Source organism: Arthrobacter sp. Y3222053 (assembly GCF_059092805.1).
The window spans coordinates 528514-553233 of sequence record NZ_JBNHIA010000003.1 but is presented as its reverse complement, the minus strand read 5'-3'; the positions used below and the strand labels follow the sequence as shown (position 1 = coordinate 553233).

The window sequence follows — 24720 nt, the reverse complement described above, 5'->3', positions numbered from 1 at the left end:
AGTGCAATGAGCGTCATCCCACCATCCGCCGCGGAAGTGTGTCAACCGCCACACCGCCAGGCGGAACGTTTACCTCAGCGCGGCCGAAATCCGCTGCGCGGCGTCGATGATGGCCGCCGGTGCGCCCTCGGCCAGGTCCTGCCGGTGGGTGATCAGGTTCAGGCAGGCGGGAGCGCCGGCCCCGGCGATGGGCGCCGCCACCCCGTAGGCGCCGGGTTCCACCTCCCCGAACGTGAGCGCGTAGCCCTGCTCCCGGGTGCGCCGCAGCTCCGCCGCGTCCCGCTCCGAGGGGAGGGCGCAGGCCTGCAGCGCCCGCCCCGCCGCTCCGCGTTCCAGCGGATGCCGGCTGCCCTGGGTGAAGGAAATGTGATAGCTGGCCCCGCGCGGGGCGCATACCAGCAGGGCCACGGCGTCGGCGCCTTCCTGGACCAGCAGGGACACGGTCGCTCCCAGTTCGTTGGCCACCGCCTCCATGACCGGCAGGGCCGCCGCCCGCATGGCCGAATGGGCCGACGTCGACAGCTCCAGCAGGCCGGCAGCACCGCGGTAGCGTCCGTCGGCGCCGCGCCGGACCAGCGCCTCGTCGTCGAGCGTGTTCAGGATGCGGTAGGCGATGGTCCGGTGCACGCCCAGCTGCTCGGCCACCTCCTGCACGCTCAACCCGTCCCGGGCCGCGGCGACGGCGCGCAGCACCCGCAGCCCGCGGGCCAGGGTCTGGGAGCCGGCGGTGCGCGACGGAGCGCTGGATGCGGTAGCCATGCCGCCCATCCTAGTGACTTCCCCGCCGCCGGGCGGCCGTGGGCGGGCGGCGGCAGGCCGGATCGGCCGGCGGGAACCGGCCGGTATCCTGTGCGTGTGTCCGTTCCTCCACCTTCCGGCTCAGCCGCCGACGCCGCCGACGCCGCTGACGCCGACGCGCGGGCCGACGTCGTTCCGGAGCCCGGCGCCGCCTGGACGGACTCCGCCGCCGCGCCGACCGCCGTCATCACGGTCCTGGGCACCACCGACCTGCACGGGTACGTGGAGAACTGGAATTACTACCAGGACGGCGAGTACCGCGACGAGGCGGGCAACGCCGTCGGCCTGGCCCGGCTGGCGACGCTGATCCACCGCATCCGGGCCGAGCGCGGGCCCGAGGCCACGCTGCTCATCGACGCCGGCGACACCATCCAAGGCACCCCGCTGACCGACTACTTCGCCTCGGTCGAGCCGATCACCGCAACCGGCGGGCTGCATCCGCTGGCCGCCGCCATGAACGCCGCCGGATTCGACGCCGCGGCGCTGGGCAACCACGAATTCAATTACGGCCTAGACCTGCTGCGGGCCTTCGAAGCGCAGCTGGACTTCCCGCTGCTCGGCGCCAACGCCGTGGACGAAGCCACCGGCGAACCGGCCTTTCCGCCGTACCTGCTCACCACCCTGCACCCGGCCGGAGCGCCGCCGGTGCGGGTGGGCATCCTGGGCCTGACCAACCCGGGCGTCGCGGTCTGGGACCGGGCGCACGTGGCCGGACGGCTGCGCTTCCCGGGCCTGGTCGAGCAGGCCCGCCGGTACGTGCCCGAGCTGCGCGCCGCCGGCGCCGACCTGGTGCTGGTCAGCGCCCACTCCGGGCTCGACGGCGCCTCCTCCTACGGTGACGGCCCGCCGCCGGAGAACGCGGCGGCGGAGCTGGCCGCCGAAGTGCCGGACATCGACGCGGTGCTGGTGGGCCACGCGCACCGGGAGATCGAGGAACACATCGTCCTCAACCGGCACACGGGCCGCCCGGTGGTGCTCACCGAGCCGCTGTGCTTCGGCATGCGGCTGTCCGTGCTGACCTTCGACCTGGCCTACGAGACGGACACCGACGACAGGGGCACGGGCGGGGCCCAGCCGGGCCCCCCGGAACCCGGCGCCGGACGGGCGGCGGGCCGCTGGCGGGTGCGGTCGGCGTCGGCCCGGCTGCTGAACGCCAACACGGCGGACCCGGATCCCGAGGTCAGCGCGGTGGTCCGCGACCAGCACCGGCGGGTGCTGGATTACGTGAACACCCCGGTGGGCACCGCCGTCGCACCCCTGTCCGCTGCCGAGGCGCGGCTGAAGCCCACCGCGGTCATGGAACTGGTGCACCGGGTGCAGGCGGGGGCGCTGTCCCGTGCGCTGGCCGGGACGGCCGATGCCGGGCTGCCGGTGCTCTCGGCCGCTTCGCCGTTCAGCAGGCGGGCCGTGCTGCCGGCCGGGCCGGTGACCATCCGCGACATTGCCGGGTTGTACCTGTTCCCCAACACGCTCTCCGGGGTGGAACTGACCGGGGCGCAGCTGCGGGAGTACCTGGAGCATGCCGCCCGCTTCTTCCGGCGGCCGGATCCTGCTGCCGGCGGCGCTGCCTCCGACGCCGCAACGGGCGGCCCCGCTGCCCTGGGCCCGGCTGCCCTGGACCCGGCGGCGCTGGACCCGGCGGCGCTGACCAACGCCGACGGCATCGCGGACTACAACTTCGACGCGATCTCCGGACTGGAGTACGACATCGACATCGCCCGCCCGGTGGGGGAACGGATCCGGAACCTCACCCACCAGGGACGCCCGGTGCAGGACGGGCAGCGGTTCGCGCTCGCCGTCAACAACTACCGGCAGTCCGGCTCCGGGAACTATCCGCACGTCGCCCGGGCCCGGCTGCTGGCACAGACTCCGCAGGAGATCCGGCAGCTGCTGATCGACCACGTCAGGGAGCAGGGCCGGCTGGACCCGGCCGATTACCCGGCGTCGAACTGGCGGCTGGTGTACGACGACGTGCCGCTGTTCCCCTGAGCAGCCGGCACCTGATCAGCTGTTCGGGCGGGCGATGGCGGCGAACTCCCCGGGGCTCCACCCGGTGGCGGCGCGGAAGTCCCGGGAAAAGTGCGCCTGGTCCGCGTAGCCCAGCTGGGCGGCCAGCCCACCCAAGGTGCCGCCGCCTGCCAAGGTCCCGCCGCCGCGCAGCAGCGTGCCGGCCTCCTGAAGCCGTCGCTGCCGAATGAGCCAGCGCGGGCTGACCCCGACGAACCGGGCGCACAGGCGCTGCAGGGTTCGCTCCGGCAGTCCGAACACCGCGCACAGCTGCGCCACCCCGGAGATGCCCGCGTCCTGCTCCACTCGCTGGACCACCCGGTCCACCAGCGCGCCGTCGCCGGACGGCGACGGCAGCACCGCGAGCCGGTCCGCCGCCAGCCGGCACGCCGCCCGGTGCGCGTCCGCGCTGCCGGGGCAGGCCGCCATCAGGGCCCGGACGGCGGGCACCAGATCAGCCAGCAGAGGCACACCGTCCAGGTCCAGGTGCCGGTCGGTCAGGGACGCGACGTCCCGCCCGAGCAGGGCCCGGCCCGCACTGGGGGCCAGCATCACCCCGAACGCCCACCCGGCGCCGGCCAACGGGGTACGCGCCGCCGTCGTCCGCGGTCCGAGCAGACGCGCGTAGCCGGCGGTGATGCTGATCAGGCAGACCGGATAGGTCAGGATCCGCTGCTCGCGGATCTCTCCGGCGGGCACGTTCCACACCGGAATCCAGAACACCCGGATCCAGGGCCGCACCGCCTCCGCCGGCTCATACCGATGCATGCGGACGGACCCATCACGGGCATCGCGCAGGTGGCCGCGGGAGATTTCGGTTTCGTTCACGGCGTCGAACACCGTCGGCCCCCTTCCGCCGCGGCAGGCTGTCGGGTTTGTTCAAGACATTCGCTCCGGCCGCGGCCTAGCCTCAGGGAACCGGAAACCACACGGGAAAGGCAAGGGAAGATCATGACCGAAGCTCTTCGTATCTGGCGGCGGCGCGCTGATCCGTTCACCGCCGTGGTCGACGCGGCAACCGACTGGAACGCCGCCACGCCCTGCACGGACTGGGCAGCCCGGGACCTGGTGGCTCATGTTGTGACCACCGAGCGTGACTTCCTGGCCGAACACGGGCTGCTGCCCGACGGCGTGAACGAACCCGGCACTGGAGACCCGGGCGGGTCTTTCGCCGACCCGATGAAGCTCTGGCAGGAGCACGACCGGCTGATATCCGGGCTGCTGGCCGATCCCGCCGTGGCTAAGCGGGAGTTCCCCGGCTACTTCGGCCCCAGCACCATCGGCGAGACGCTCACCGGGTTCTACGGCGTCGACCTGCTCATCCACCGCTGGGACCTGGCCGTCTCGCAGAGCCTGGACGCGCAGCTGGGTGAGGAGGACCTGGCCGCGATTGACGCCGCGGTGGACGGCTTCGGCGAGCAGGCCTACTCGCCGGGGGTGTACGCCGGCCCGGTTCCGGTGCCCGACGACGCCGGCCGCCTAACGCGGGTGCTCGCCCGCACCGGCCGCCACGCTTGAGGGGGGAAAGCAACCTGTCCGAACGGGGCCCCGGCTGAAGCTCGACTTCAACCGGGAGTAAGGGCAGGCGCCGGCCGGCCGGCTTTCAGATACCGCCTTCCAACCGGCCGGATCGGGGCGCATACTTTTGGCGCATCAGCAACGGTCCGTTCAGCGCCTAAGGAGACAGCTATGCCCACCGCCATGAACCCCTACCTCAGCTTCCGGGACAACGCCGCCGAGGCGATGGCGTTCTACCAGAACGTCTTCGGCGGAACCCTGGAGAGCAGCACGTTCGCGGAGATGAACGCCAGCGAGGACCCGTCCGAGGGGGACAAGATCATGCACTCGGCGCTGACCACCGAGGAGGGGTTCGTGCTGATGGCCTCGGATACGCCGAACGGAATGGACCTGGATACCGGCAACAACGTCACCATTTCGCTCAGCGGCAACAACGGCGACGCCCTGCGCTCCTACTGGGACAAACTGCTCGACGGCGGCCAGATGACCCTGCCGCTGGAACAGGCGCCCTGGGGTGATGTGTTCGGCATGGTCACTGACCGGTTCGGCACCAACTGGATGATCAGCATCGAGTCCGACGGGTCCTCCGGAAGCTGAGCCCGGATCCCACAGCAGCCGGAAAAACAGCCGGGTCCCGCGCAAAGCGGAACCCGGCTGCCCTGGGAGCCTCCCTCTCTGGGGGAAGAGGAAGGGTCAGGCGTTGCTGCGGCGGCGCAGTACCAACGCCGCTCCACCCAGGATCAACAGCGACAGGCCAGCTGCCGCAAACCATGCGATGCCCGTGGCCCCGGTCGAGGCCAGACGGGCCGGTCCGGTCTCGGCCGCCGCGGTCGCCTCAGCGTCGCCAGCCAACGCACCTCCTTGGACCGTAGTCGACTCCGGTGATGTAGGGGCGGCCGACGTCGGCGTGCCCGTAGGCTCACCCGTCGGTCCCGTGGTCGGTTCCTCGGAGGGGTCCGTGGTCGGTTCTGAAGTGGGTTCGTCGGTGGGCTGGTCCGTCGGTTCGTCGGTGGGCTGCCCGGTGGGTTCGTCGGTGGGCTGGTCCGTCGGTTCGTCGGTGGGCTGCCCGGTGGGTTCGTCGGTGGGCTGGTCCGTCGGTTCGTCGGTCGGCTGATCGGTGGGTTCCGTCGTCGGTTCGCCGGTCGGCGCTTCGGAGGGCTCGCGTGTCGGTGCGGATGTTGGTTCATCCGTGGGATCGGCGGTGGGGTCATCGCTCGGCTGGTCGCTGGGTTCCGTCGTCGGCTCGCCTGTCGGCTCACCGGTTGGTTCGCCGCCCGAGGCTGCGGCGCACGGCAGCTGGCCCAGGAAGGAGTGATGGTGCAGTTCTCCGCCGCCGCTGGAGGCGAAGCTTCCCGTGAGCCACTGCCCGTTGTGGGTCACTCCGGTAGCGAAGGTGACGTCCGCGTGCGGCGCGTAGACAGCGCCCATTTCCAGTCCGTCGACCGTCAGGGGGCCGGCAACGGCGGAAGCGTCGATGAAAATGTGGCGGGACAGCTTCTGCCCCTCGCCCTGCGCCGACCAGCCCTCGAAGCCAAGCCGGTTCAGCTCGGTGGTACCGGCCTCGACCTTGATGATCAGTGGCGCCTCGGCGGTCGGCCGGTAGCCGGCAGCGGCGTCGGGCTTGATGATGGTGCCGGCCAGGTCGGAGTAGTTCAGCACGTTCGGCCGGTCCGACGCGTAGGGGCCGGGGAACACCATGGAACCGTCCGCACGCAGCGGAACATCGTGGACCAGGCCGGTCCTGTCGTTGTACATAGCGGCGAGGCAGCGGGCATTGCGGTCCAGCAGCGCGGTGCGCTGCGGGAAGTAGTCGGCCACGGAGGGCAACGCGGTCCGCAGCAGAGCCAGGTCCGCGGCATGGACCGGGTCGTACGCAACGGTGGGCAGGTCCAAGTTGCCGCCGTCCGGGTTGGTCACCCGCAGCCAGTTGCTGCCGCGCGCCGATCCGGTGAGCCCGGCGACGTCGGTGAACCGTGCGGTGGCCAGGGCCTCCGGCGAGCCGGGCACGGCACTGCGGTTGCTGATCTCAAAGCTCCCCGGCCCGGCGAAGCCGCCGGCGAGGATGCGCACGGGCTCACCGTCGACGGCCGGCACGGTGTAGTCCGGGCTGCCGGCGACGTGATGCACCACGGGGTACCCGTTGGGGTTGCCGCTGGAAACGGTCCCGTCCACGGCAATGGACCCCTCCAATTCACCGTTGTCCAGCACCGCGTTGCCCTGGACCAGCAGGGTGAAGCCGCCGTTCACCTCGAACGGGTTGAAGGTGGTGTCCGCCGCGGTCGCTCCGGACGCACCAGCGAACGCTGACAGCGCCAGGAAGCCGGCCAGGCCGGAGGCGAGCATGATCTTCAGCGAAGGCGGCCGTACCGGCCGCCGGGATATATGTCCCATGATTTGGCTGTTCCTTTCGGGGCGCCCGCGCGCCGCTTACTTGCCTGCTGGTCAAGGCAAGCAGCGCGCAGGCAGGCTCCGGGCCGGAATGTCGCCTTCCTGCCATAACCTGTCGCGAAGCTGCACGAAAACCCGTCCGGCCCTCCGCCGAAGACCGCATGACGCCTTCGGCCGGCTGAAACACCGGACGAAACAGCCGGTCAGTCCGATAGCCTCAAAGCGTCAGGAACATCCGGCCAGGTGCACAAGGGGGCGCCGTCAATGAACGGCACAGCAGAGGATCCGCTGACGCTGCTGGATCGGCTGGGGGTGCAGGCCCTGCAGCCGCTTGGAGCCGCCCGGCCCGGGCTGAGCCAGCGGCGCCTGAACGACGTCGTGGTGCGGCGCGTGACCACCGGCGGATTCCGCAAGCCACAGGGCCCGGAACTGAACCCGGAGTCCGTGTACTGGACCACCCTCACCTCCGGAAACCTGACCGCAGTAGGCCGCGGCCAGCGCGTGGTGCTCACCCCCGAGCTATCCACTCTCCGCCGCGGCATCGGGGTGAGCAGCCTCGCCGTCCCGGACCCGGCGGACATCCTCTCGCTCGAAGTTCCTCGCGACCGGCTCAGCGACCGGGGGCTGGACGACGAGGCGGTGCTGCTGCCGATGGACCAGCTCGGCAGGCACACCCTGAACTACCTGACGCTGCTGCTCGGCGGTGACGACAATCCAGGGCTGGGTGTGGACCTGTGCCTGGCGAACGCCGCCGTGGAGCTGCTGGCCGGCACGGTCATCGCCGCCCGGGGGTACCGGATGGACTCCGCCACAGTCACCGGTGCGCTGCGGCTGCGCGCCGAGGCCGTCATCCGGGAAGGAAGCGGAGATCCGGAGATGCGCCCGCAGGACGTCGCGGACCGGTTGCATGTCTCGCTGCGCACCCTGCAGCGGGCCTGCGCCGAAGCCGGCACAACCGTCGCCGCCCGCATCGACCACCACCGCCTGCTGCGGGTGGAACGGCTGCTGGCCGCCGGCGGACGGCTGCCGGCGGACCAGCTCGCCGCCCGCGCCGGATTCGGCTCCGCCTACCAGCTGCGGCGGGCGATCCAGCAGGCCCACGGAGTCACCCTGCGCGACTACCGGGAAATGATCGCCACGGTCGACGGAGGGCCAATCAGGAAAAGTTGATGCCGCCGTCGATCAGGACCGTCTGGCCCGTCATGTGGTCCGAGTCCGGCCCGGAAAGGAAAGAGACCAGTTTCGCAACATCCTCCGGTACCGAAACCCGCCCGGCCAGGATGTTGTCGACCTGGCGTTCCAAAGCACTGCCCCGCGGTGTTCCCTCCAAGGTCGTGAGGCGCTCGTCAATGAGGTCCCACATGGCCGTGCCCACGACACCGGGCGCATAGGCGTTGACGGTGATTTTGTGCTTGGCGAATTCCATGGCTGCTGCCTGGGTCAGGCCTCGGACCGCCTATTTGCTGGCCGAATAGGACGCAAGCAGGGGGAAGGGCCGGAAAGCCACAATGGACGCCGCGCCGATGATCTTCCCCGGTGTTTTCTGGGCGATGAACTGCCGGGCCGCTGCCTGATAGCTGTAATAGACGCCTTTCATGCTGACGTCCAGCATCCTGTCGAGAGCCTCCGGCTCCACGTCCAGGATCGGGTCAACTTGGGCGATTCCCGCGTTGGCCACGAAGACACCGAGGTCGCCGACGGCGGCTGTGCCCTCGGCCACCATCCGGGCGACGTCGCCGGGGCTGGAGACGTCGCCGACCACCCCGGCGGCTGCCTGCCCGCGCTCCTGCACCGCTGCAACCACGCTGTCAATATTTTTCCTTGGCGTCGGGCAGCGTGGCCGGCAGTCGGTACACAACCACGTGAAGTTCCTCCGGCCAAGTCTCCTGCGGGCTTCCTCACCGGTTATCCGCGAACTTCCCTCCACCCGTTGACCCCTCCCGGACGCCGGGAGAAGACTGGCCCCAGTGCTGAGCTGACGAAGGAGTGGGCGTGAAGGCTGTCCGGGTGCACCGCTACGGTGAGGATCCGCAGATCGACGAGGTTCCGGAGCCGGTGGTCGCCGGGCCTTGGGACGTCCTGATCCAGGTGGGCGCCGCCGGGCTCTGCCGCACGGACCTGCACGTGGTCGAGGGCCAGTGGGAGCAGATCCAGCACCCGCGGTTGCCCTACATCCTGGGTCACGAGAACGCCGGCTGGGTGGTCGACGTCGGCCCGGCCGTCACCAACGTCGCCCCCGGGGACACGGTGATCATGCACCCGGTGGTCAGCTGCGGGGTCTGCGACCCGTGCCGCACCGGCAACGATTCGCACTGCCAGGACTCCGCCTTCCCCGGGCTGAACGCCGACGGCGGGATGGCGGAGTACCTGCGCACCAACGCCCGCGCCGTCGTGAAGCTGGAGGACGGCACCGACCCGGTGGAGATCGCCGCGCTCGCCGACGCCGGCGTCACGGCCTACCACGCGGTCCGCAAGGCGGCACCGCTGCTGGGACCGGGCACGCACGCCGTCGTCATCGGCGCCGGCGGGCTGGGGCACATCGGCGTCCAGGCGCTGGGGGCCCTGACCAACGCCGACATCACCGTCCTGGACTTCTCCGACGAGGCGCTCGCCCTGGCCGCGGCGCTCGGCGCCGACACCGTGCTGAACCCGCGCGAGTTTGACGGCCAGGACAGCGCGGTGATCAACGCCGTGCTGGGCGCCACCGACGGCGGCGCGCACGTGGTGTTCGACTTCGTCGGCGAGCACGGCACTGAACAGACCGGCCCGGCGATGCTGCGCAACGGCGGCAGCTACTACGCCATCGGCTACGGCGGCACCCTGAGTATTCCCACCATCGAGCTGATCTCCCGGGAGATCAGCATCGTCGGCAACCTGGTCGGCACCTACCAGGACCTGGCCGAACTGATGACCCTCACCGCTGAGGGGCAGATCAGCCTCACCACCGTCTCCTACCCGCTCGACGACGCGGTGCAGGCCATGCATGACCTGACCGCCGGCACCGTTACCGGCCGCGCCGTCCTGACCCCGAACAGCGTGGCCTGGCCCCGCCTCTGACCCGCCCGCCGGCGCCGTGGGACCGCCGGACGACCCCGGCCCCCCGGCCCGCGACTAAGGCCACCAAACCCGGCACGGCACCACCTGCGCCGCCCGACGCCGCGCGGCGCACCGCACCACAGGAGGTAAACCGCATGACCTATCCAGCCAAATACCCCACCCTGAACCAGACCACCCTCACCCCGGAGGCTCGCAGGATCCTCGAACGCATCGTCCGCGTCGCGTTTCCGCACCCGAACTTCCCGGACAGCGCCTATGAGAGGCTCGCGGACCGGATCGTCACCGAGGCCGAAGGCTCCACCTGGTTCCGGGTGGTGCTCACCCAGGGCCTGATTGCGCTCGGCGCCGAATCGGAGGAACCGTTCCTGGACCTGCCCGAGGAGCGCGCCCTGGCGGTGCTGCGCCGCGTCGCGGACCTGGAGTTCTTCGGCTTCATCCGCCGCACCGCCGTCCTGAACCTCTACGACGACCCCGAGGTCTGGCAGGTGCTCGGCTACGAGGGCGAGTCCTTCTCCAAGGGCGGCTACCTGCACCGCGGCTTCAACGACCTCGCCTGGCTGCCCAGCCCGCGGGTCGAGGAATACGACGGCGAGCCGGTGCCCGACGTCGGGCCGCTGCCGTACGCCGTCGACACCCCGGGCAGCCGTCCGCTGCGGGTGCGGGAGAACGCCCCGCAGCGCGACGAAGCCGCCGGATCCAAGGCCGCCGCGGCGGCCGGCCCGGCACCGGAATCCGGCACGACGGCGGAGGCCGGGGCCCTGCGCGGCGGCGGGGACGCCGTCGGCGAGAATCTCGGATCCACTGAAGGAGGCAGCAAATGAGCAGCGAGGCCAACGGCAACGGCAGCGGCGGCAGCGGAGGACAGGGCAGCGCCCGCCCGGCGGGTTCCGCCGACTTCAGCCGCGATGACGACTCAGTGGTCGTGGTCATCGGGTCCGGCGCCGGCGGCGGCACCCTGGCCCACGAGCTGACCGGCAAGGGAGTGAAGGTGGTGCTGCTCGAGGCCGGGCCGTACCTGACCAACGAGGACTACGTGAACAACGAGTGGGAGGCGTTCAACCAGATGGCCTGGCTGGACCCGCGCACCACCTCCGGGTCCTGGCGGATCGCCCGCGACTTCCCGAACCTGCCGGCCTGGATCGTCAAGGCCGTCGGCGGCACCACCACCCACTGGTCCGGGGCGACGCCGCGGTTCAAGGAGCACGAGTTCCGCACCCGCAGCACCTACGGCCGGATCGACGGCGCGAACCTGCTCGACTGGCCGCTGTCCCTGGCGGACCTGGAGCCGTACTACGACCGGGCCGAGCGGAAGATGGGCGTCACGCACCGGCATGGCCGGCCGCCGCTGCCGGCGAACAACAACTACAAGGTCTTCGCCAACGGCGCGGAGAAGGTCGGCTACCGGCACTACGCCACCGGCCCCTACGGCACCAACGCCGCACCCTTCGACGGGCGGCCGGCCTCCATCCAGGACGGCTTCAACTTCCAGGGCGACAAGAACAAGTCCAAGTGGTCCATCCTGGTCTCCGAGCTGCCCAAGTCCCTGGCCACCGGAAACCTGGATCTGCGCCCGGACTGCCACGCCGTGCAGATCACGCACGCCCCCGACGGGCTGGTGGACGGGGTGGTCTACGCCGACGCCGAGGGGAACCTGCACCGGCAGGCCGCGCGCGCCGTCGCCGTCGCCGCCAACGCGATTGAAACCCCGCGGCTGCTGCTGCTCTCCGCGTCCCCGCTGTTCCCGGACGGGCTGGCGAACTCCTCCGGGCAGGTGGGCCGGAACTACATGCGCCACACCACCGGCAGCGTGTACGCCCAGTTCGAGCAGCCGGTGCGGATGTACCGCGGCGAGACGATGGCCGGGCTGATCGCCGACGAGTCCCGGCACGATCCGGACCGCGGCTTCGCCGGCGGCTACTACATGGAGACCATTTCGCTGGGCCCGGCGTTCCTGGCCAGCTTCGTGGATCCCGGCGCCTGGGGCCCGGGCTTCGCCTCGATCCTGGACGGGTACGAGCGGACCGCCGGCATGTGGATCGTGGGCGAGGACATGCCGCAGGAGAGCAACCGGGTCACCCTGAACACCACGGTCACCGACCCCCTGGGCCTGCCGGTGCCGAACGTGCACTTCGACGACCACCCGAACGACGTCGCCATGCGCAACCACGGCTACGGGCAGGGCGAGCTGATCTATGAGGCGGTCGGCGCCGTGTCGGCGGTGCGCACGCCGCCGTATCCCTCCACCCACAACATGGGCACCGCCCGGATGAGCGAGCGGCCTGAGGACGGGGTGGTCAATGCCTTCGGGCAGGCTCACGACGTGCCCAACCTGTTCATTTCCGATGGCTCGCAGTTCACCACCGGCGCGGCGGCGAACCCGACGCTGACCATCGTGGCCCTGGCGATCCGGCAGGCCGAATACCTGGTGGAGCAGATGGGAGCGGGACAGATCTGAGCTCAGCCGCCGACGGCGGCCAGGAACGTCCGGGCCATCAGGTCCCGGTCCAAGGAGAACGCGACGTCGATCACCGGCACCGTGCCGGCCAGCCCGTGCTCCTCCTCCTCGCCGGCGAACGCGCGGCGGTCCACGATGGTCTGCCCGCGGCCGGGGCCGAAGAGCTGGACCTGCACCGGAAACGGGCGGACCGTCACCGTGCCCGAATCGGCGAGCAGGCAGGCCGCGCCGGCGTCGCCGATGGTCACCGCCTGCAGCCGGTCCGTGTCCTCGGGCAGCCCGGCGTCGACCGCCCGGGCCCGCGCCGCCCGGGTGAGCAGCGCGCCGGCCAGCGCGGCGCCGGCGCCGTCCGCCGCCGCGAGGGCGCGGAAGTCCGCCGGCTCGACGGTGGCCTGCAGGAACACGTCCAGCCCGTACATGGTCACCGGCACCTCGGCGCCCAGGACGACAGCCAGCGCCTCCGGATCCTGCCAGGCGTTAAACTCGGCCACCGCGCTGGCGTTGCCCAGCCCGGCGGAGCCGCCCATGAACACGATCCGCGCCAGCTTCCGCGCCGTGGCGGGATAGGCGCGCAGGAACAGGGCCAGGTTGGTCAGCGGGCCCAGTCCCAGCAGGGTCACCGGTTCGGGGGAGTCCTCGACCGTCCGGCGGATCAGCTCCACGGCGGCCAGCGGCGACGCGGCGGCGCCGCTGCGGGGCAGCTGCAGCCCGCCCAGGCCGCCCACGCCGTGGAAGCCGTGCGCGTGCCGCGGCTCGTTCAGCAGCGGCCGCTCCGCACCCCGGGCCACCGGAACGTCGCCGGCGCCAGCCAGGGCCAGCACGTCCAGGGTGTTGCGCAGCACCTGGTCGACGTCGGTGTTCCCGGCCGTGCAGGTCACCGCGCGCAGGTCGAGGCCCGGGTGCCGGGCCAGGAACAGCAGGACGAGCGCATCATCGGTGCCGGTGTCGACGTCGGCGACCACCGGCGTCGGGCGCACCGGGGCAGTGGCGGAAGGGATGGACACGGCAGCTCCTGGGGACGGGACGACGCCTTTGAGCATACGGCGCTGCCGCACCTTCGCCGGGCCGGGCGGGGTATCCGGGCGACGGGCGGGGCTAGAATTAACTGCCCATGGAATGCTCCTATTACGACGCCGGCCGGTGCCGCTCCTGCACCCTGATGGGTACCCCCTACCCGGCGCAGCTCGGGGGCAAGCAGGCGCACTGCACGAAACTGCTCGCCGATTACCCGGATCTGGAATGGCTGCCGCCGCTGGCGAGCCCCGAATCCGGGTTCCGGAACAAGGCGAAGATGGTGGTCTCCGGCACCCTCCGCCGGCCCAACATCGGCATCCTGGACGCCGACGGGCACGGCATCGACCTGCGCCGCTGCGGCATCTGCTCACCGGGGCTGACCGCCGCGTTCCCGGTCCTGTCGCATTTCATCCGGATCGCCGGGCTGGTGCCCTACGACGTCGCCGCCCGCACCGGCGAGCTGAAGTACCTGCTGCTCACCGAATCCCCGGACGGGGAGCTGATGGTCCGGTTCGTGCTGCGCAGCGACACGCTGCTGCCCAACGTCCGCGAGCACCTGCCCGGGCTGCGGAAGCGGCTGCCGCAGCTCGCCGTCGCCAGCGTCAACCTGCACCCGGAGCACAAGGCCGTCACCGAGGGCGAGACCGAGATCCTGCTCACCGAGCAGGCCACCCTGCGGATGGGCATCAACGGGCTGGACCTGTTCCTGCGCCCGCAGGGCTTCTTCCAGACCAACACCGAGGTCGCCGCCGCGCTGTACCGGCAGGGCCGGGACTGGGTGGACGAGGCCGCCCCGGCCAGCGTGTGGGACCTGTACTGCGGGGTGGGCGGGTTCGCGCTCAGCGTCGCCGACGGCAGCCGCGATGTGACCGGCATCGAGATCAGCGCCGAGGCGATCACCGCCGCCGAAACCAGCCGGGACCGGGCCGGGCTCTCCCGGCTGCGGTTCGCCGCCGGGGACGCGACGGCGTTCGCGCTGAACTCCGGGCAGGCGCCGGAGCTGGTGATCGTGAACCCGCCGCGGCGCGGCATCGGCGCCGAGCTGGCCGGCTGGCTGGAAGGCTCCGACGTGCGGCACGTGGTCTACTCCAGCTGCAACGCGGTGTCGCTGGCCAAGGACCTGGCCCGCATGCCGTCCCTGGCCCCGGCGCGGGCGAGAGTGATGGACATGTTCCCGCAGTCCACCCACTACGAGGCGATGGTGCTGCTCGAGCGGCGGTAGTGCCGTTGCCGGGCCGGAACCTTGTGCCGCGTCAGGGTCGCTGGTGACACTGGAAGCACGACGCCGACATCCGCTTCCCCAGGACGGTCACCATGGAACTCGTTCCCGGCAATTCCCTGATCTGCGCCACTCCCGAGGAGGGGCGCCAGCTGGCCGTGCAGCTGGCCCTGAAGACATCCTTCGCCGTCCAGCCGGACCACAACGTGCAGGAAATGATCCGCTCCGCCTATTCCAACGAGCCGGATGCCCTGATCGCCTCGGCGCACGTTGTCGCCATCGAGTTTGCGACCATCGCGGCGGCGAACAACTACTGGCGCTAGCTTCAGCACCGCGCCGGCGCACCTCGATGGGCGTCCTGGCTGGGCCGCCTGGCTCCCTGCCGGCCGCGTCAGCCGAGGGCGTCGTACGAGGTGATGACCGGAGCGTGCTCGCCCGCGTCGAACCACGGGGTCGCGTCGCTGAGGTCCGCGCCCTGCATATCTGCCAGGATGTCCGCCGCGGGGCGGGAGATCCGGTAGACCGCCAGGTAGCGCGGCGGCTGGCCGTCCGCCTGGGTGCGGAACCGTTCCACGGCTTCGATGCCGGGGACGCGTTCCCGGATTTCGGCCAGGTGGGTGTTGTCGTACCAGGCGTTGAACTCCGCCTCGTCGACGCCGGCCTGCGGCGTCGTGGTCACCAGCATGACGCCGGAATAGGTGGGGTGGTCCATGAAGGCTCCTTTGCATCATCGGGAGGGCAAATCCGGGCCAGCCTAACCGACGGTCTTCCACCGTGTGGTGCTCAGTCCCACCCTTGGAGACCGGCATGCAGTAGGCTCCCGCGCATGGGGAATCCGCTGACTGACGACGCCGACCACCATCTCTATGCCCGGCCGCGGCCAGGGCAGAACCGGGACTGGGTGGAGGTGGTGGACGACGGCGGCGGCCCCGGCCACCGACCCGGCCGGGCGCCGGGAGCCGATGGGCATGACGGCGGGGGCGCCGGCGAGGCAGCCGGCGCCCTGGCGGGACATCCGGCAGGACCCGACGGGTCCGACGGCGGAGAGGCCGGTGACGGGGCGGCGGAGCCGGAACGGCGCCGGAGGTTTCGTTTCAACCCCTATCTGGCCGCGGCCTGGGTGGTGATGGGGCTGGTCCTTGTGCCGGGCCTGCTCTGGGCCACCGGAATCATACGGCAGCCCCAGTTCATCACGATGGTTGAACCCGGCACCGGCCGTTCAGTGGAGAGCCCATCAGCGATCATCGCCATGCACCTGTACCAGGTGGGCCCTTTCATGCTTCTCCTCGGGCTGCTCGGGGCGGCAATGCTGCTTGCCTTCCACGGCCTGATTTACGCCCTCAAGACAGGGCGCCCGGCCCCGGCGGCAGCCGGAACCGGGCGTCGGAGCCGGCAGCCCTAGGCGTAGAACCGGTTCAGGAACGTCGCCACCACGGCGGGCCGCTCCTCGCCCTCGATCTCGATGACGGCGTCGGCCACCAGGTGCACACCGTTGCCCTTGACCTCCTGCACATCGGTGATGGTCACGCTCATCCGCACCCGCGAGCCCACCTTCACCGGGTTCGTGAACCGGACCTTGTCCAGGCCGTAGTTGACCTTGGTCTTCACGCCGGTGACGTCCAGCAGCTCTGTCCACATCGGAATCAGCAGCGACAGGGTGAGGAAGCCGTGCGCGATCGGGGCGCCGAACGGGCCGTCCTTTGCCTTCTCCGGGTCGGTGTGGATCCACTGGTGATCTTCGGTGGCGTCGGCGAAGGTGTTGATCTGCTCCTGCGTGATCTCGCGGTACTGCGAGTAGCCGAGGTTCCGGCCGGCAAGGCTGAGCACCTCCTCAAAGGGCACGACGACGGCGGGCTGGGTTTGGATCTCGGTCATGGGGGTCCTTTCGGAGGTTGGTCGGGAAAGCGGTTCAGGCGAAGGCGCTGACGCCGGTGAGGGAGCGGCCGACCACGAGCGCGTTGATCTCGTGGGTGCCTTCGTAGGAGTAGACGGCCTCGGCGTCGGCGTGGAAGCGCGCGACATCGGCGGCCAGGGTGATGCCGTTGCCGCCGGCCAGCTCGCGGGCCAAGGCGACGGTTTCGCGCATTCGCCGGCTGTTGCCCATCTTCGCCAGCGCCGAGTCCTGGTCCCGGTAGATGCCCTGTTCCTGGCGGGCGGTCAGGGCGGCGGCCACGGCCAGGGATGCGGTGACGTTGTCGAGCATGCGGGCCAGTTTTTCCTGCACCAGCTGGAACCCGCCCAGCGGTTTGCCGAACTGTTCCCGGCCCCGCACGTAGCGCAGCGCCGCCTCGTAGGCTCCGGCCTGCAGCCCGGCGGCGATCCAGGCCACGTCGGAGCGCATCGCCCGCAGCATGGCGGCCACGTCCCGGAAGGAGTCCACGCCGCCAAGCCGCCGTGCCTCGGGCACCCGGACGCCGTCGAGCCCGATGTCGGCGTTGTGGATCATCCGCAGCGAGGTCTTGCCCTCGATTTTCCGGAGCGTCACGCCGGGAGCCCGGCGGTCCACCAGGAAACCCTTGACCCGCCCGTCCGCCTCGTCCCGGGCAAAGACGGCCAGCACATCGGCGCTGTCCGCGCCGCCGATCCAGCGCTTCGCGCCGTCGAGCACCCACCCGTCGCCGTCGCGGCGCGCCCGGGTGGCCAGCCCGCCGGCAATGTCGGAGCCGTGCTCCGGCTCGGTCAGGCAGAACACCCCGGTCATCTCGAACCGGGTGATCAGCGGGTCCCAGGCGGCGAACTGCTCCGCGGTTCCGCCGACCCGGCAGGCAGTGCGGAACAGTCCGGCCTGCGCGTTGTAGAACGTGGCCACGCTGGCGTCGGTGCGGGCCAGCTCGAAGTTCCGGAACCCGTGATACAGCAGGGACGGCTCCGTACCGGCCCGGGTCACCTCCTGCGGCTGCATGAGATCCAGGCCCCGCAGCGCCGGCATGATCCGGTGCGGAAACTCGCCCTTTTCCCAGTGCTCGGCCAGCAGCGGATACACCTCGGAATCGAGCACGGTCCGGAGCCGGCGCAGCGACGCCCGCTCGCCGTCGGTGAGCCCATATTCGAAGCCGTAGGGGTCGCAGTCCGGGTACAGCCGGCCGGTATCGGCAGCGGTGTCCGCAACGGTGTCGACGGCGCTCACGCGCGTGCCCCGGAAGCGGCCCGGCTGGCCTGCCCGGCCGGCACGCCGGAGTCCAGGCCCAGCAGCCGCACCGCGTTGGCCTTGAGGATCTTCGGGCGCACCTCGTCCTTGAAGCTCTGCTGCTCAAACGCGCCCAGCCATTTCTGCGGGGGAATCAGCGGATAGTCGGTGCCGAAGAGCACCTTGTCCTGCAGCATGGCGTTCGAGGCCTTCACCAGGGACTCCGGGAAGTACTTCGGCGACCAGCCGGAGAGGTCGATCCAGACGTTCGCCTTGTGCGTGGCGATCGAGTTGGCCTCCTCCTGCCAGGGCACCGAGGGGTGCGCCATGATGACCTGCAGATGCGGGAAGTCGGCGGCCACGGCGTCGAGCAGCAGCGGGTTCGAGTACGCCAGCTTGATGCCGTATCCGCCGGGCAGCCCGGCCCCCATGCCGTTCTGCCCGGTGTGGAACAGGGCGGGCACCTCCAGCTCCTGGATCGCCTCGTACAGCGGATAGAAGCGCTGGTCCGAGGGGTCAAAGCCCTGCAGCGAGGGATGGAACTTGAACCCCTTGACCCCGTACTCGCGGACCAGCAGCTTCGCGCGTTCGACGGCGGCCGCTCCCTGCAGCGGGTCCACCGATCCGAACGGAATCAGCACGTCGTTGTTCCGGGCGGCGCCCTCGGCGATTTCCTCGATGGAGTTCGGGGCGTGGCCCAGGGCGGTGGTCGCGTCCACGGTGAACACGACGGCGGCCATCCGCCACTCCCGGTAGCGCTCGGCGATGGTGTCCAGCGAGGGGGAGCGGTCCTCCGCCTTGAAGTACTTGGCGCTGGCCTCCATCAACGCGGGCGGCAGCGAGGCGTGCCCGTGGTCGGAGCACTCAATGTGCACGTGCATATCGATCGCGTCCAGCGACGCGAGGTCCAGCCCGTATTCGTACATGCCGGTGCTCCTACTGCGCGGCCGGCTGCAGCTCGGCGGGCAGCGGCGGGAAGGTCTCGCCGACCGGGGCCAGGTGGCCTTCCGCCAGTTGCGGGAACCGCTCGGCCAGCGCTTCGAAGCTCCAGCCGCCGTCGGCGTACTCGGTGACCGTCGGCGCCGGGTGGCTGAACAGCTGCAGGCGGTCACCGCCGGCTCCGATGGCCTGGCCGGTGATGCCGGCGGCGGCGTCGGAGGCGAGGTAGGCAATCAGGCCGGCGACGTCGTCGGCGGTGCCGAAGCCGAGGTCATGGCGGAAGAAGGAGGGCATCGCCTCGCCCCGGTCCTGCGCGTCGATGGCGGCGGCGAAGTAGGGCACGGTGCGGGTCATGGCGGTCGCGGCGACCGGGATGACGGCGTTGGCGGTGACGCCCGACTTCTTCATTTCCAGCGCCCAGGTGCGCACCATGCCCACGATGCCGGCCTTGGCCGCCGCGTAGTTCGTCTGCCCGAAGTTGCCGTACTGGCCGGTGGGGGAGCCGATGGCGATGATCCGCCCGGCCACGCCGTTCTCCTTGAAATGGCGGTAGGCTTCCCGCACGCAGGTGAACGTGCCGCGCAGGTGCACCTGGATGACCAGGTCGAAGTCCTCGTCGGTCATCTTCAGCAGCGACTTGTCCCGCAGCACGCCGGCGTTGGTCACCAGGATGTCCAGGCCGCCGAAGGCGGCGACGGCGCCGTCCACCAGGGCGCGGGCGGCCTCGGTGCCGCCCACGGCGGCGACGACGGCGGTGGCCCGCCCGCCGGCGGCGGTGATGGACTCCACGGCGGCGCGGGCGGCGTCCTCGCTGACGTCGTTGATCACCACGGCGGCGCCCTGCCGTGCGAGCTCCTGTGCGTACGCCAAGCCCAGGCCCTGGCCGGACCCGGTGACGACGGCGACCTTGCCGGCGAGGGGAGCCGTGTTCTGCTCTGCCATGGAAACTCCTTTGGTTACGTGGCCGGCGGAAGGTCCCTGCCGCCGCCTTCAGCCATTCGACCCGTATTAGTTGAAAAAGTCAATGATTAAGGATTTCCATTTATGTAGGATCATTGGATCTCCTACACTGGAAGCTCAGTCGACCACCGGAGGAAAAACCAATGCCCGTGCCGCCATCCTCGGAGGCCGCCCCCGGCGTCGCGCCCATCGAAGCGGATGCCCGCCTCGAACAGACCGCCTTAGCCGCGGAACCCTTCTTCCTGATGGCACGGGCCTCCTCCCGGGGCTCCGCAGGCGCCAACCGGGTGCTCGCGGACCTGGATCTGAAGGTGCGCTCCTACTCCGTGCTGGCGCTCGCCTGCAGCGGCGAGGAGCCCACGCAGCGCGAGTTGAGCCAGTTCCTTGTCCTCGATCCCAGCCAGATCGTGGCCATCATCGACCAGCTGGAACGGCGCGGGGCCGTGGAACGGCGCCCGGACGCCCGCGACCGCCGCTCCAAGATCATCCTTGCCACCGAGGCGGGGCAGAAGCTGTACGCCGAAGCCAGGCGGCGCGTCGCCGAGGCCTCGGACAGATCCCTGGCGGTCCTCACCGCTGAGGAGCAGGACCAGCTGTTCCGCCTGCTGCGGAAGGCCGCGTTCCCGCGGGAGGCCGGCTCCGCCTGAGCGGCGGCGAAGCAGCTTCGGCACTACCGGGACGGCACGGGAAGCCTCCGGATGGCCGTCACCCGACGTTGGAAGCCAACAGGGCAGCCTCGGCATGCACCTGCTGTTGCCAGGGGCGCAGGTCGCGCATCGGCGCGTTCACCCCGACGATGCCTACGAGCCGGTCCTCTGCACGATGGGCGACGATGAAGCTGCCCTCCGACTCCGACCCCGAGACGATTTCGGCGTCCTCGCCGTCGAGGACCACCCCGTGGATCTGGATGCGGGTATCGAACTGGTACGACCAGGCGTAGGGCACCGAGAAATAGGCATCACCCGGACGGCCCTCCAGCGCAGCCAGAAGCGTGCGCGCGGAGTGTGCCCCCTGCTGGGTGGCGTTGGTGCGGTGTTCGACACGCATCAGGCGCCCGTACGCCGGATTGAACCAGCGGGCAACGTCGCCCGCGGCGACGATTCCCTCCGCCGCGGAACAATCCGAAGAGCACAGGACACCGTCGTCCAGCGGTATGCCGCTGCCTTCGAGCCAGCTCGTCGTGGCAACCGAGCCGGTGCAGGCGACAACGACGTCGGCTGCCAGGCGGGTGCCGTCCGCCAGGTCGGCTCCGGCGGCGTCAAGATGGATGGCGCGTATGCCCGAGCGCACCTCGACGCCGTGGGCCGAAAGCAGCGAGGCGACGTGGCGGGAAACCGGCGGGCCGAGGCGGGCCAGCAGTCCGGGACACGAATCCAGCAGGGTCACCTCGCAGCCGAGCACTGCTGCCGCTGCCGCCAGCTCCGTTCCCAGGAACCCCGCGCCGGCGATGACCAGGCGTGCGCCGGGCCGCAGGCGGGCCCGCAGGCGTTCCGCGTCGTCGAGGGTGCGCAGCGTCAGGACACTGTCATCGGCGGGTCGCACGGGGGTGACTCCGGTGGCGACGACGAGTCCGTCGAAGGCCAGCTCGGCGCCGTCGTCGAGCATCACCGTGCGGCGCCCGGCGTCGGCGGCCACCGCCCGCCGCCCCAGCCGGAGGTCTGCATTCAACGACGCCAGGTGCGCATCGTCCCGCAGGCAAAGGCGGCCTGCATCCCACAAACCGCCGAGCGCCTGTTTCGACAGCGGCGGGCGGTCATAAGGGACGTGGGGCTCCTCGCCGAGCAGCGTCACGGCCCCGTCGAAGCCGGCCCGGCGCAGCTCCTCGGCCGCGGCCAAGCCTGCGGCGGAGGCGCCGACGATCAGGATGCGGGTCATCAGGTGACCAGGCGCAGCGCCGCCGCGGGGCAGAGCATCACGGCTTCACGCACGCCGGCCAGGGACTCCTCCGCCGGCTCCTCGGTCAGCACAACCGCAATTCCGTCGTCATCCCGCTGGTCAAAGACGTCTGGGGCGACCATCACGCACAGGCCCGATGCCACGCATCTGGGCGCGTCGAGTTCTACTCGGGCTGTCACATGACCACCTCAGCCGACGGCGTCGTACGACACGATGCTGGGGGGATTGTCGACCATGTCGAGCATGGGCGCCGCATCACTGAGGCCAGCGCTGCGCATGTCGGCCAGTATGGCCGACGCCGGGCGGGAGATCCGATAGACGGCCAGGTAGCGCGGCGGCTGGTTGTCAGTCTCGGTGCGGTACCGTTCAACGCCTTCGACACCCGGCACCCGCTCCCGGATCTCCGCGACGTGTACGTCGTCGTACCAGGCGTTGAATTCAGCTTCGTCGACGCCGGGAAGCGGCGTGGTCGTCACCAGCATTACGCCGGAATAGGTACTCGTCTGGTCCACGGTGGGTTCCTTCGCGTCATCGGGAGGGCGGATGCCGGCCACCCTACTGCAAAGCAACGTTTTGCTCCAGAGTTGCTTCGGTTACCATGGCGCAATGCCTACCGCCGTCGTCCGCATCCACTTCACGTCTCCCGTCGAACCTGCCGTCTTCGAGGAGGGGGTGGCCATCCTACGGGGTCGCGGTATCCCCCTTGTGGAGTACACGGCGAACTCCGGTGAGGCGGTGCTCGACGGGATCGCCCTGCTGCGAGAGGAGGCCCAGGAGTGGACGCCCGATGAGGCCGTGGCGCTGTGCGCCGAAGCCTTCCGGGTGCCGGCGCGCAGGGGCCCCACGACCTACGTGAGCCGCGGCACCGATGCCGACGCCGAGTCCGTGCTCGCGCGCTTTGGACTGAAGGGAAAGGTGCGCAGGGAGCCGGGGCCCGACGGTGATGTCGTCGTAGTAACCGTCGCCGGAGCCGACATGCGCCACGTCCCCGAGAGCCGCCTTTCCACCGCGCTGGAGGCAGCGCTGAACGCTGAAGTGCGCATTGAGCTGGTTCCTGCGGTCAATGTGAGTTGAGGAAGCCCCGAAGCAATGAGTTGCGCAGGAACCGGTGCGCCTGCGCGGGGTTGGACTGAGAGGAATCGCCGAATGGCACCCAGGTGATGTACCGGATCTGCGGTGCGATCTGCGCCGGCGCCACCAGCGTGCGGACCGCCCCGTCCGCCATGGCCTTGGTCAGGGCCGCTTCCAGCAGCTTCAGGCGTGCAGCTGTGCTCTCCAGGTAGGACTTCAGTGGGCCGGAGGTCGGAGCCGTCCAGGGATTGGCGAGCTTGACGATTTCCGTCTCATGGCGGAACCTCCGCTTGGCCATGAGCATCACATAGGCCAGGGCGTCAAGGGATTCCACAGGAGAGTTGCCTGCGGTCAGTACCGAACGGACAGCCGCCTCCATATGTGCGTCGTAGGTGCCGAGTATCTCGGCCAGGACTTCATCCTTCGACGAGACCCGGCGGTAGAGGGTGCCCATCCGCACCTGGGCGGCTTCGGCGATGTCACGCACCGTGGTTGCGTCAAACCCCCGCCGCGCAAACTCGGTCCGTGCCGCGGCCACAATATGCTCAAGGCTGTTCGGCTCGTTCTGCTGTTCATCTGCACCCCAGCGGGCGATAGCCTCCCGCGCCGCCGCCATGGCGTCGGAGCTTTCCAGCAGGTCGTCGGCGGGGGTGTCGCGGGCGATCCCGTCGAGCAGCATCTCCACGTTGAGGTTGATAACGGATCGGGGCCGGGCGGCCTGTGCCGTGTTGAGGGCGGCATGGAGGCTCAGGTGTCCCAGGGCGAACCGCAGCAGGGCGACGTCGTCGTCGGCTTTGCCGTCCGCGGGGGAGATGTCCTCCACCAGGCGCTTCCACAAGGGTGCGAAGCTGGCAACCGCCGAGGCACGGGCCCGGCGGAAGCGCTCGATGGCCGTGGTGGGCGCCGCGTAGGCGGTCAGGCGCAGCGCTGCGCGATTCCGCTCGGAGAAGTCGGCGATGGACTCGGCCGTCTGGGTCAGGTGTGAGCGCGCGCTGCCCGCTCCGGGGGCATCGAGGCGTGCGGACAGCGACGCGGCCAGCTCGGAGGCCTCGCGCGCGAAATGGGAGACGATTTCGAGAGCGACGTCCTCCTTGGAGGCAAAATGATGATAAAGGCTGCCGGGAAGGACGCCGGCAGCCTTCGCGATGTCGGTCACTTTGGTCGATGAATAACCGGTGGTTTCGAACAGCCTTGCGGCCACCTGCCGGATCTCGTCTGCACGGTCGCTCGATTTTGCGGGCGGACCCATAAGCTCCCGGGACATATCCATCCGTTCATTATCTCCGGCACTGGGGCGGGCGGAACCACCTTGCCCACTTGCGGAGCAACTATTAGATTCACCCCCACGAAGGTTCCAGGTCAAGCGAAGGGGTATTCCTGTGGCGCAGATTAAGGTAAACGGCGGAATAGTTGAATACGAAATTCTCGGAGACGAGGGGGCAGACGTCATTACCGTGACACCGGGGGGGCGATTCAGCAAGGATTATCCGGGCGTCCGTCCCTTCGCGGAGGCCCTCGCTGCAGCCGGCAAGCGGGTCTTGATCTGGGATCGCCCCAATACCGGGCTTTCGGATGTGCAGCTGTACGGAGCCACCGAATCACACATGCGCGCCGAGACGCTCTCGACCATCGTCCGGGAGCTGGGCCTGGGACCGGTGTTCGCCCTCGGCGGTTCGGGCGGGGCGCGCGACTCCATCGTGTTCACGATCGAGTATCCCGAGCTGGTGAAAAAGCTCGTGGTGTGGTCAATCGTCGGAGGCGCGTTCTCATCGATGAGCCTGGCGTCCGTCTATGTCATGAATGAGATCCGCACGGTGCGCCGGCACGGGATCGAGGGGGTGCTTGAGCAACGGGGTCCTGCGGGCAGCTGGGCAGACCTGGTCGCCGTGAATCCGGACAACGCGCAGCGCCTGCGCGACGTTGGGGCGGAGCAATTTGAACGGGTCATGTGGCGGTGGCTTGAGGCGTATGTCCCCAAGGCAAACGAATCGATTCCCGGTGTTCCCGATCATCAGATGCGCACCATTGCAGTCCCGACGCTGATAGTCCGCGGCGGGGAGAACGACATTGACCATCCCAAGCGCACCTCGTTCGAAGTGCACTCGCTCATCAGCGGTTCAAAGCTGATCGATCCGCCCTGGCCGGAGGATGCCTGGGAGCGTGCGCAGGCCGCCCGCGATGCCGGCCGCGGCAGCATCTTCGATCCGTGGATGGACGCCGTACCGACGTTCCTCGACTTCCTGGACGCAGGAACTCGGTGAAACCCGGTAA

26 protein-coding genes and 1 pseudogene are annotated in these 24720 nt (G+C 70.1%); 13 read left to right on the top strand and 14 right to left on the bottom strand.

Annotation, left to right across the window (positions count from 1 at the left end):
• Nucleotides 1–69: 69 nt before the first annotated feature.
• Entirely contained in the window at nucleotides 70–759 is a 690-nt protein-coding gene (locus tag AC5RUW_RS10630; protein WP_494160665.1) for an IclR family transcriptional regulator, read from the bottom strand.
• Between the two features lie 96 nt (nucleotides 760–855).
• Here AC5RUW_RS10630 and AC5RUW_RS10625 point away from each other — a divergent pair, with 96 nt between their 5' ends.
• Nucleotides 856–2787, top strand: coding sequence for a bifunctional metallophosphatase/5'-nucleotidase (locus AC5RUW_RS10625; RefSeq protein ID WP_494160664.1), 1932 nt, complete (start codon nucleotides 856–858; stop codon nucleotides 2785–2787).
• Nucleotides 2788–2802: 15 nt separating this feature from the next.
• Here AC5RUW_RS10625 and AC5RUW_RS10620 read toward each other — a convergent pair whose 3' ends face one another.
• Nucleotides 2803–3645, bottom strand: coding sequence for a helix-turn-helix domain-containing protein (locus tag AC5RUW_RS10620; RefSeq protein WP_494160663.1), 843 nt, complete (start codon nucleotides 3643–3645; stop codon nucleotides 2803–2805).
• Nucleotides 3646–3756: 111 nt separating this feature from the next.
• Between AC5RUW_RS10620 and AC5RUW_RS10615 the strand changes: the two genes are divergently transcribed.
• Both AC5RUW_RS10615 and AC5RUW_RS10610 read left to right on the top strand, forming a co-directional pair.
• Nucleotides 3757–4323, top strand: coding sequence for a maleylpyruvate isomerase N-terminal domain-containing protein (locus AC5RUW_RS10615; protein ID WP_494160662.1), 567 nt, complete (start codon nucleotides 3757–3759; stop codon nucleotides 4321–4323).
• A 171-nt stretch (nucleotides 4324–4494) separates the two neighbouring features.
• Nucleotides 4495–4920 carry a VOC family protein gene (locus tag AC5RUW_RS10610; RefSeq protein ID WP_494160661.1) on the top strand — a complete coding sequence of 142 codons (426 nt, stop codon included), beginning with the start codon at nucleotides 4495–4497 and terminating at the stop codon, nucleotides 4918–4920.
• A 96-nt stretch (nucleotides 4921–5016) separates the two neighbouring features.
• Here the strand turns inward: AC5RUW_RS10610 and AC5RUW_RS10605 are convergent, their stop codons facing one another.
• Nucleotides 5017–6714, bottom strand: a complete 1698-nt coding sequence (locus AC5RUW_RS10605; protein ID WP_494160660.1) for a collagen-binding domain-containing protein — start codon at nucleotides 6712–6714, stop codon at nucleotides 5017–5019.
• 261 nt (nucleotides 6715–6975) lie between these two features.
• Here AC5RUW_RS10605 and AC5RUW_RS10600 point away from each other — a divergent pair, with 261 nt between their 5' ends.
• Nucleotides 6976–7881, top strand: a complete 906-nt coding sequence (locus AC5RUW_RS10600; protein ID WP_494160659.1) for an AraC family transcriptional regulator — start codon at nucleotides 6976–6978, stop codon at nucleotides 7879–7881.
• Here the strand turns inward: AC5RUW_RS10600 and AC5RUW_RS10595 are convergent.
• Nucleotides 7868–8638: pseudogene (locus AC5RUW_RS10595) on the bottom strand (SDR family oxidoreductase). The gene AC5RUW_RS10600 and the pseudogene AC5RUW_RS10595 sit on opposite strands and share 14 nt — an antisense overlap.
• A gap of 65 nt (nucleotides 8639–8703) precedes the next feature.
• On the opposite strand from AC5RUW_RS10595, the gene AC5RUW_RS10590 reads away from it, so the two are divergent.
• From AC5RUW_RS10590 to AC5RUW_RS10580, 3 genes are all read left to right on the top strand, one after another.
• Complete coding sequence (locus tag AC5RUW_RS10590; RefSeq protein WP_494160658.1) at nucleotides 8704–9768, top strand: NAD(P)-dependent alcohol dehydrogenase; 1065 nt, start codon at nucleotides 8704–8706, stop codon at nucleotides 9766–9768.
• 134 nt (nucleotides 9769–9902) lie between these two features.
• Nucleotides 9903–10589 (top strand): hypothetical protein, encoded by a 687-nt coding sequence (locus AC5RUW_RS10585; protein ID WP_494160657.1) that lies wholly within the window; start codon nucleotides 9903–9905, stop codon nucleotides 10587–10589.
• Nucleotides 10586–12223 carry a GMC family oxidoreductase gene (locus AC5RUW_RS10580; RefSeq protein WP_494160656.1) on the top strand — a complete coding sequence of 546 codons (1638 nt, stop codon included), beginning with the start codon at nucleotides 10586–10588 and terminating at the stop codon, nucleotides 12221–12223. The genes AC5RUW_RS10585 and AC5RUW_RS10580 overlap by 4 nt, the downstream gene beginning before the upstream one ends.
• Nucleotides 12224–12225: 2 nt before the next feature.
• On the opposite strand, the gene AC5RUW_RS10575 is transcribed toward AC5RUW_RS10580, so the two are convergent.
• A complete protein-coding gene (locus tag AC5RUW_RS10575) occupies nucleotides 12226–13227 on the bottom strand; it encodes a nucleoside hydrolase (protein WP_494160655.1) in 1002 nt (333 codons plus the stop codon).
• Nucleotides 13228–13334: 107 nt separating this feature from the next.
• Here AC5RUW_RS10575 and rlmC point away from each other — a divergent pair, with 107 nt between their 5' ends.
• Nucleotides 13335–14459 (top strand): 23S rRNA (uracil(747)-C(5))-methyltransferase RlmC, encoded by a 1125-nt coding sequence (rlmC, locus tag AC5RUW_RS10570; RefSeq protein ID WP_494160654.1) that lies wholly within the window; start codon nucleotides 13335–13337, stop codon nucleotides 14457–14459.
• A 92-nt stretch (nucleotides 14460–14551) separates the two neighbouring features.
• The gene (locus AC5RUW_RS10565) at nucleotides 14552–14779 is read left to right on the top strand and encodes a hexameric tyrosine-coordinated heme protein (protein WP_494160653.1); all 228 of its coding nucleotides are present in this window, start codon (nucleotides 14552–14554) and stop codon (nucleotides 14777–14779) included.
• Between the two features lie 68 nt (nucleotides 14780–14847).
• On the opposite strand, the gene AC5RUW_RS10560 is transcribed toward AC5RUW_RS10565, so the two are convergent.
• The gene (locus tag AC5RUW_RS10560) at nucleotides 14848–15168 is read right to left on the bottom strand and encodes a hypothetical protein (protein ID WP_494160652.1); all 321 of its coding nucleotides are present in this window, start codon (nucleotides 15166–15168) and stop codon (nucleotides 14848–14850) included.
• Nucleotides 15169–15282: 114 nt separating this feature from the next.
• On the opposite strand from AC5RUW_RS10560, the gene AC5RUW_RS10555 reads away from it, so the two are divergent.
• Nucleotides 15283–15858, top strand: a complete 576-nt coding sequence (locus AC5RUW_RS10555; RefSeq protein ID WP_494160651.1) for a hypothetical protein — start codon at nucleotides 15283–15285, stop codon at nucleotides 15856–15858.
• Here the strand turns inward: AC5RUW_RS10555 and AC5RUW_RS10550 are convergent.
• The 4 genes from AC5RUW_RS10550 to AC5RUW_RS10535 are packed head-to-tail and all read right to left on the bottom strand — an operon-like array spanning nucleotide 15855 to nucleotide 19464.
• Entirely contained in the window at nucleotides 15855–16331 is a 477-nt protein-coding gene (locus AC5RUW_RS10550; protein WP_494160650.1) for a MaoC family dehydratase, read from the bottom strand. The genes AC5RUW_RS10555 and AC5RUW_RS10550 overlap by 4 nt on opposite strands.
• 34 nt (nucleotides 16332–16365) lie before the next feature.
• On the bottom strand, nucleotides 16366–17583 hold the full coding sequence (locus AC5RUW_RS10545; RefSeq protein ID WP_494160649.1) for an acyl-CoA dehydrogenase family protein: 1218 nt from the start codon (nucleotides 17581–17583) through the stop codon (nucleotides 16366–16368).
• Entirely contained in the window at nucleotides 17580–18509 is a 930-nt protein-coding gene (locus AC5RUW_RS10540; RefSeq protein ID WP_494160648.1) for an amidohydrolase family protein, read from the bottom strand. Before AC5RUW_RS10540 ends, AC5RUW_RS10545 begins: the two co-directional genes overlap by 4 nt.
• A 10-nt stretch (nucleotides 18510–18519) precedes the next feature.
• Nucleotides 18520–19464 carry an SDR family NAD(P)-dependent oxidoreductase gene (locus tag AC5RUW_RS10535; RefSeq protein WP_494160647.1) on the bottom strand — a complete coding sequence of 315 codons (945 nt, stop codon included), beginning with the start codon at nucleotides 19462–19464 and terminating at the stop codon, nucleotides 18520–18522.
• Nucleotides 19465–19625: 161 nt separating this feature from the next.
• On the opposite strand from AC5RUW_RS10535, the gene AC5RUW_RS10530 reads away from it, so the two are divergent.
• Nucleotides 19626–20129 (top strand): MarR family winged helix-turn-helix transcriptional regulator, encoded by a 504-nt coding sequence (locus AC5RUW_RS10530; RefSeq protein ID WP_494160646.1) that lies wholly within the window; start codon nucleotides 19626–19628, stop codon nucleotides 20127–20129.
• A 58-nt stretch (nucleotides 20130–20187) separates the two neighbouring features.
• Here AC5RUW_RS10530 and AC5RUW_RS10525 read toward each other — a convergent pair whose 3' ends face one another.
• From AC5RUW_RS10525 to AC5RUW_RS10515, 3 genes are read right to left on the bottom strand one after another with little or no spacing between them, the layout of a single operon-like run.
• A complete protein-coding gene (locus AC5RUW_RS10525) occupies nucleotides 20188–21357 on the bottom strand; it encodes an NAD(P)/FAD-dependent oxidoreductase (protein WP_494160645.1) in 1170 nt (389 codons plus the stop codon).
• The gene (locus tag AC5RUW_RS10520) at nucleotides 21357–21557 is read right to left on the bottom strand and encodes a ferredoxin (protein WP_494160644.1); all 201 of its coding nucleotides are present in this window, start codon (nucleotides 21555–21557) and stop codon (nucleotides 21357–21359) included. The genes AC5RUW_RS10525 and AC5RUW_RS10520 overlap by 1 nt, the downstream gene beginning before the upstream one ends.
• Nucleotides 21558–21566: 9 nt before the next feature.
• Nucleotides 21567–21890 carry a hypothetical protein gene (locus AC5RUW_RS10515; protein ID WP_494160643.1) on the bottom strand — a complete coding sequence of 108 codons (324 nt, stop codon included), beginning with the start codon at nucleotides 21888–21890 and terminating at the stop codon, nucleotides 21567–21569.
• Nucleotides 21891–21984: 94 nt separating this feature from the next.
• Between AC5RUW_RS10515 and AC5RUW_RS10510 the strand changes: the two genes are divergently transcribed.
• Nucleotides 21985–22452 carry a hypothetical protein gene (locus AC5RUW_RS10510; RefSeq protein WP_494160642.1) on the top strand — a complete coding sequence of 156 codons (468 nt, stop codon included), beginning with the start codon at nucleotides 21985–21987 and terminating at the stop codon, nucleotides 22450–22452.
• On the opposite strand, the gene AC5RUW_RS10505 is transcribed toward AC5RUW_RS10510, so the two are convergent.
• Nucleotides 22439–23719, bottom strand: a complete 1281-nt coding sequence (locus tag AC5RUW_RS10505; RefSeq protein WP_494160641.1) for a TetR/AcrR family transcriptional regulator — start codon at nucleotides 23717–23719, stop codon at nucleotides 22439–22441. The two genes, AC5RUW_RS10510 and AC5RUW_RS10505, sit on opposite strands and share 14 nt — an antisense overlap.
• A 109-nt stretch (nucleotides 23720–23828) precedes the next feature.
• Between AC5RUW_RS10505 and AC5RUW_RS10500 the strand changes: the two genes are divergently transcribed.
• A complete protein-coding gene (locus AC5RUW_RS10500; protein WP_494160640.1) occupies nucleotides 23829–24710 on the top strand; it encodes an alpha/beta fold hydrolase in 882 nt (293 codons plus the stop codon).
• Nucleotides 24711–24720 lie beyond the last annotated feature (10 nt).

Excerpts from the sequence above, each read along its gene's own strand:
- AC5RUW_RS10600 (WP_494160659.1), top strand. The coding sequence starts at position 6,976 with ATGAACGGCACAGCAGAGGATCCGCTGACGCTGCTGGATCGGCTGGGG.
- AC5RUW_RS10610 (WP_494160661.1), top strand. The coding sequence starts at position 4,495 with ATGCCCACCGCCATGAACCCCTACCTCAGCTTCCGGGACAACGCCGCC.
- AC5RUW_RS10585 (WP_494160657.1), top strand. The coding sequence starts at position 9,903 with ATGACCTATCCAGCCAAATACCCCACCCTGAACCAGACCACCCTCACC.
- AC5RUW_RS10540 (WP_494160648.1), bottom strand. The coding sequence starts at position 18,509 with ATGTACGAATACGGGCTGGACCTCGCGTCGCTGGACGCGATCGATATG.
- AC5RUW_RS10580 (WP_494160656.1), top strand. The coding sequence starts at position 10,586 with ATGAGCAGCGAGGCCAACGGCAACGGCAGCGGCGGCAGCGGAGGACAG.
- AC5RUW_RS10535 (WP_494160647.1), bottom strand. The coding sequence starts at position 19,464 with ATGGCAGAGCAGAACACGGCTCCCCTCGCCGGCAAGGTCGCCGTCGTC.
- AC5RUW_RS10550 (WP_494160650.1), bottom strand. The coding sequence starts at position 16,331 with ATGACCGAGATCCAAACCCAGCCCGCCGTCGTCGTGCCCTTTGAGGAG.
- AC5RUW_RS10505 (WP_494160641.1), bottom strand. The coding sequence starts at position 23,719 with ATGGATATGTCCCGGGAGCTTATGGGTCCGCCCGCAAAATCGAGCGAC.
- AC5RUW_RS10555 (WP_494160651.1), top strand. The coding sequence starts at position 15,283 with ATGGGGAATCCGCTGACTGACGACGCCGACCACCATCTCTATGCCCGG.
- AC5RUW_RS10630 (WP_494160665.1), bottom strand. The coding sequence starts at position 759 with ATGGCTACCGCATCCAGCGCTCCGTCGCGCACCGCCGGCTCCCAGACC.
- AC5RUW_RS10565 (WP_494160653.1), top strand. The coding sequence starts at position 14,552 with ATGGAACTCGTTCCCGGCAATTCCCTGATCTGCGCCACTCCCGAGGAG.
- AC5RUW_RS10530 (WP_494160646.1), top strand. The coding sequence starts at position 19,626 with ATGCCCGTGCCGCCATCCTCGGAGGCCGCCCCCGGCGTCGCGCCCATC.
- AC5RUW_RS10525 (WP_494160645.1), bottom strand. The coding sequence starts at position 21,357 with ATGACCCGCATCCTGATCGTCGGCGCCTCCGCCGCAGGCTTGGCCGCG.
- AC5RUW_RS10560 (WP_494160652.1), bottom strand. The coding sequence starts at position 15,168 with ATGGACCACCCCACCTATTCCGGCGTCATGCTGGTGACCACGACGCCG.
- AC5RUW_RS10605 (WP_494160660.1), bottom strand. The coding sequence starts at position 6,714 with ATGGGACATATATCCCGGCGGCCGGTACGGCCGCCTTCGCTGAAGATC.
- rlmC (WP_494160654.1), top strand. The coding sequence starts at position 13,335 with ATGGAATGCTCCTATTACGACGCCGGCCGGTGCCGCTCCTGCACCCTG.
- AC5RUW_RS10510 (WP_494160642.1), top strand. The coding sequence starts at position 21,985 with ATGCCTACCGCCGTCGTCCGCATCCACTTCACGTCTCCCGTCGAACCT.
- AC5RUW_RS10615 (WP_494160662.1), top strand. The coding sequence starts at position 3,757 with ATGACCGAAGCTCTTCGTATCTGGCGGCGGCGCGCTGATCCGTTCACC.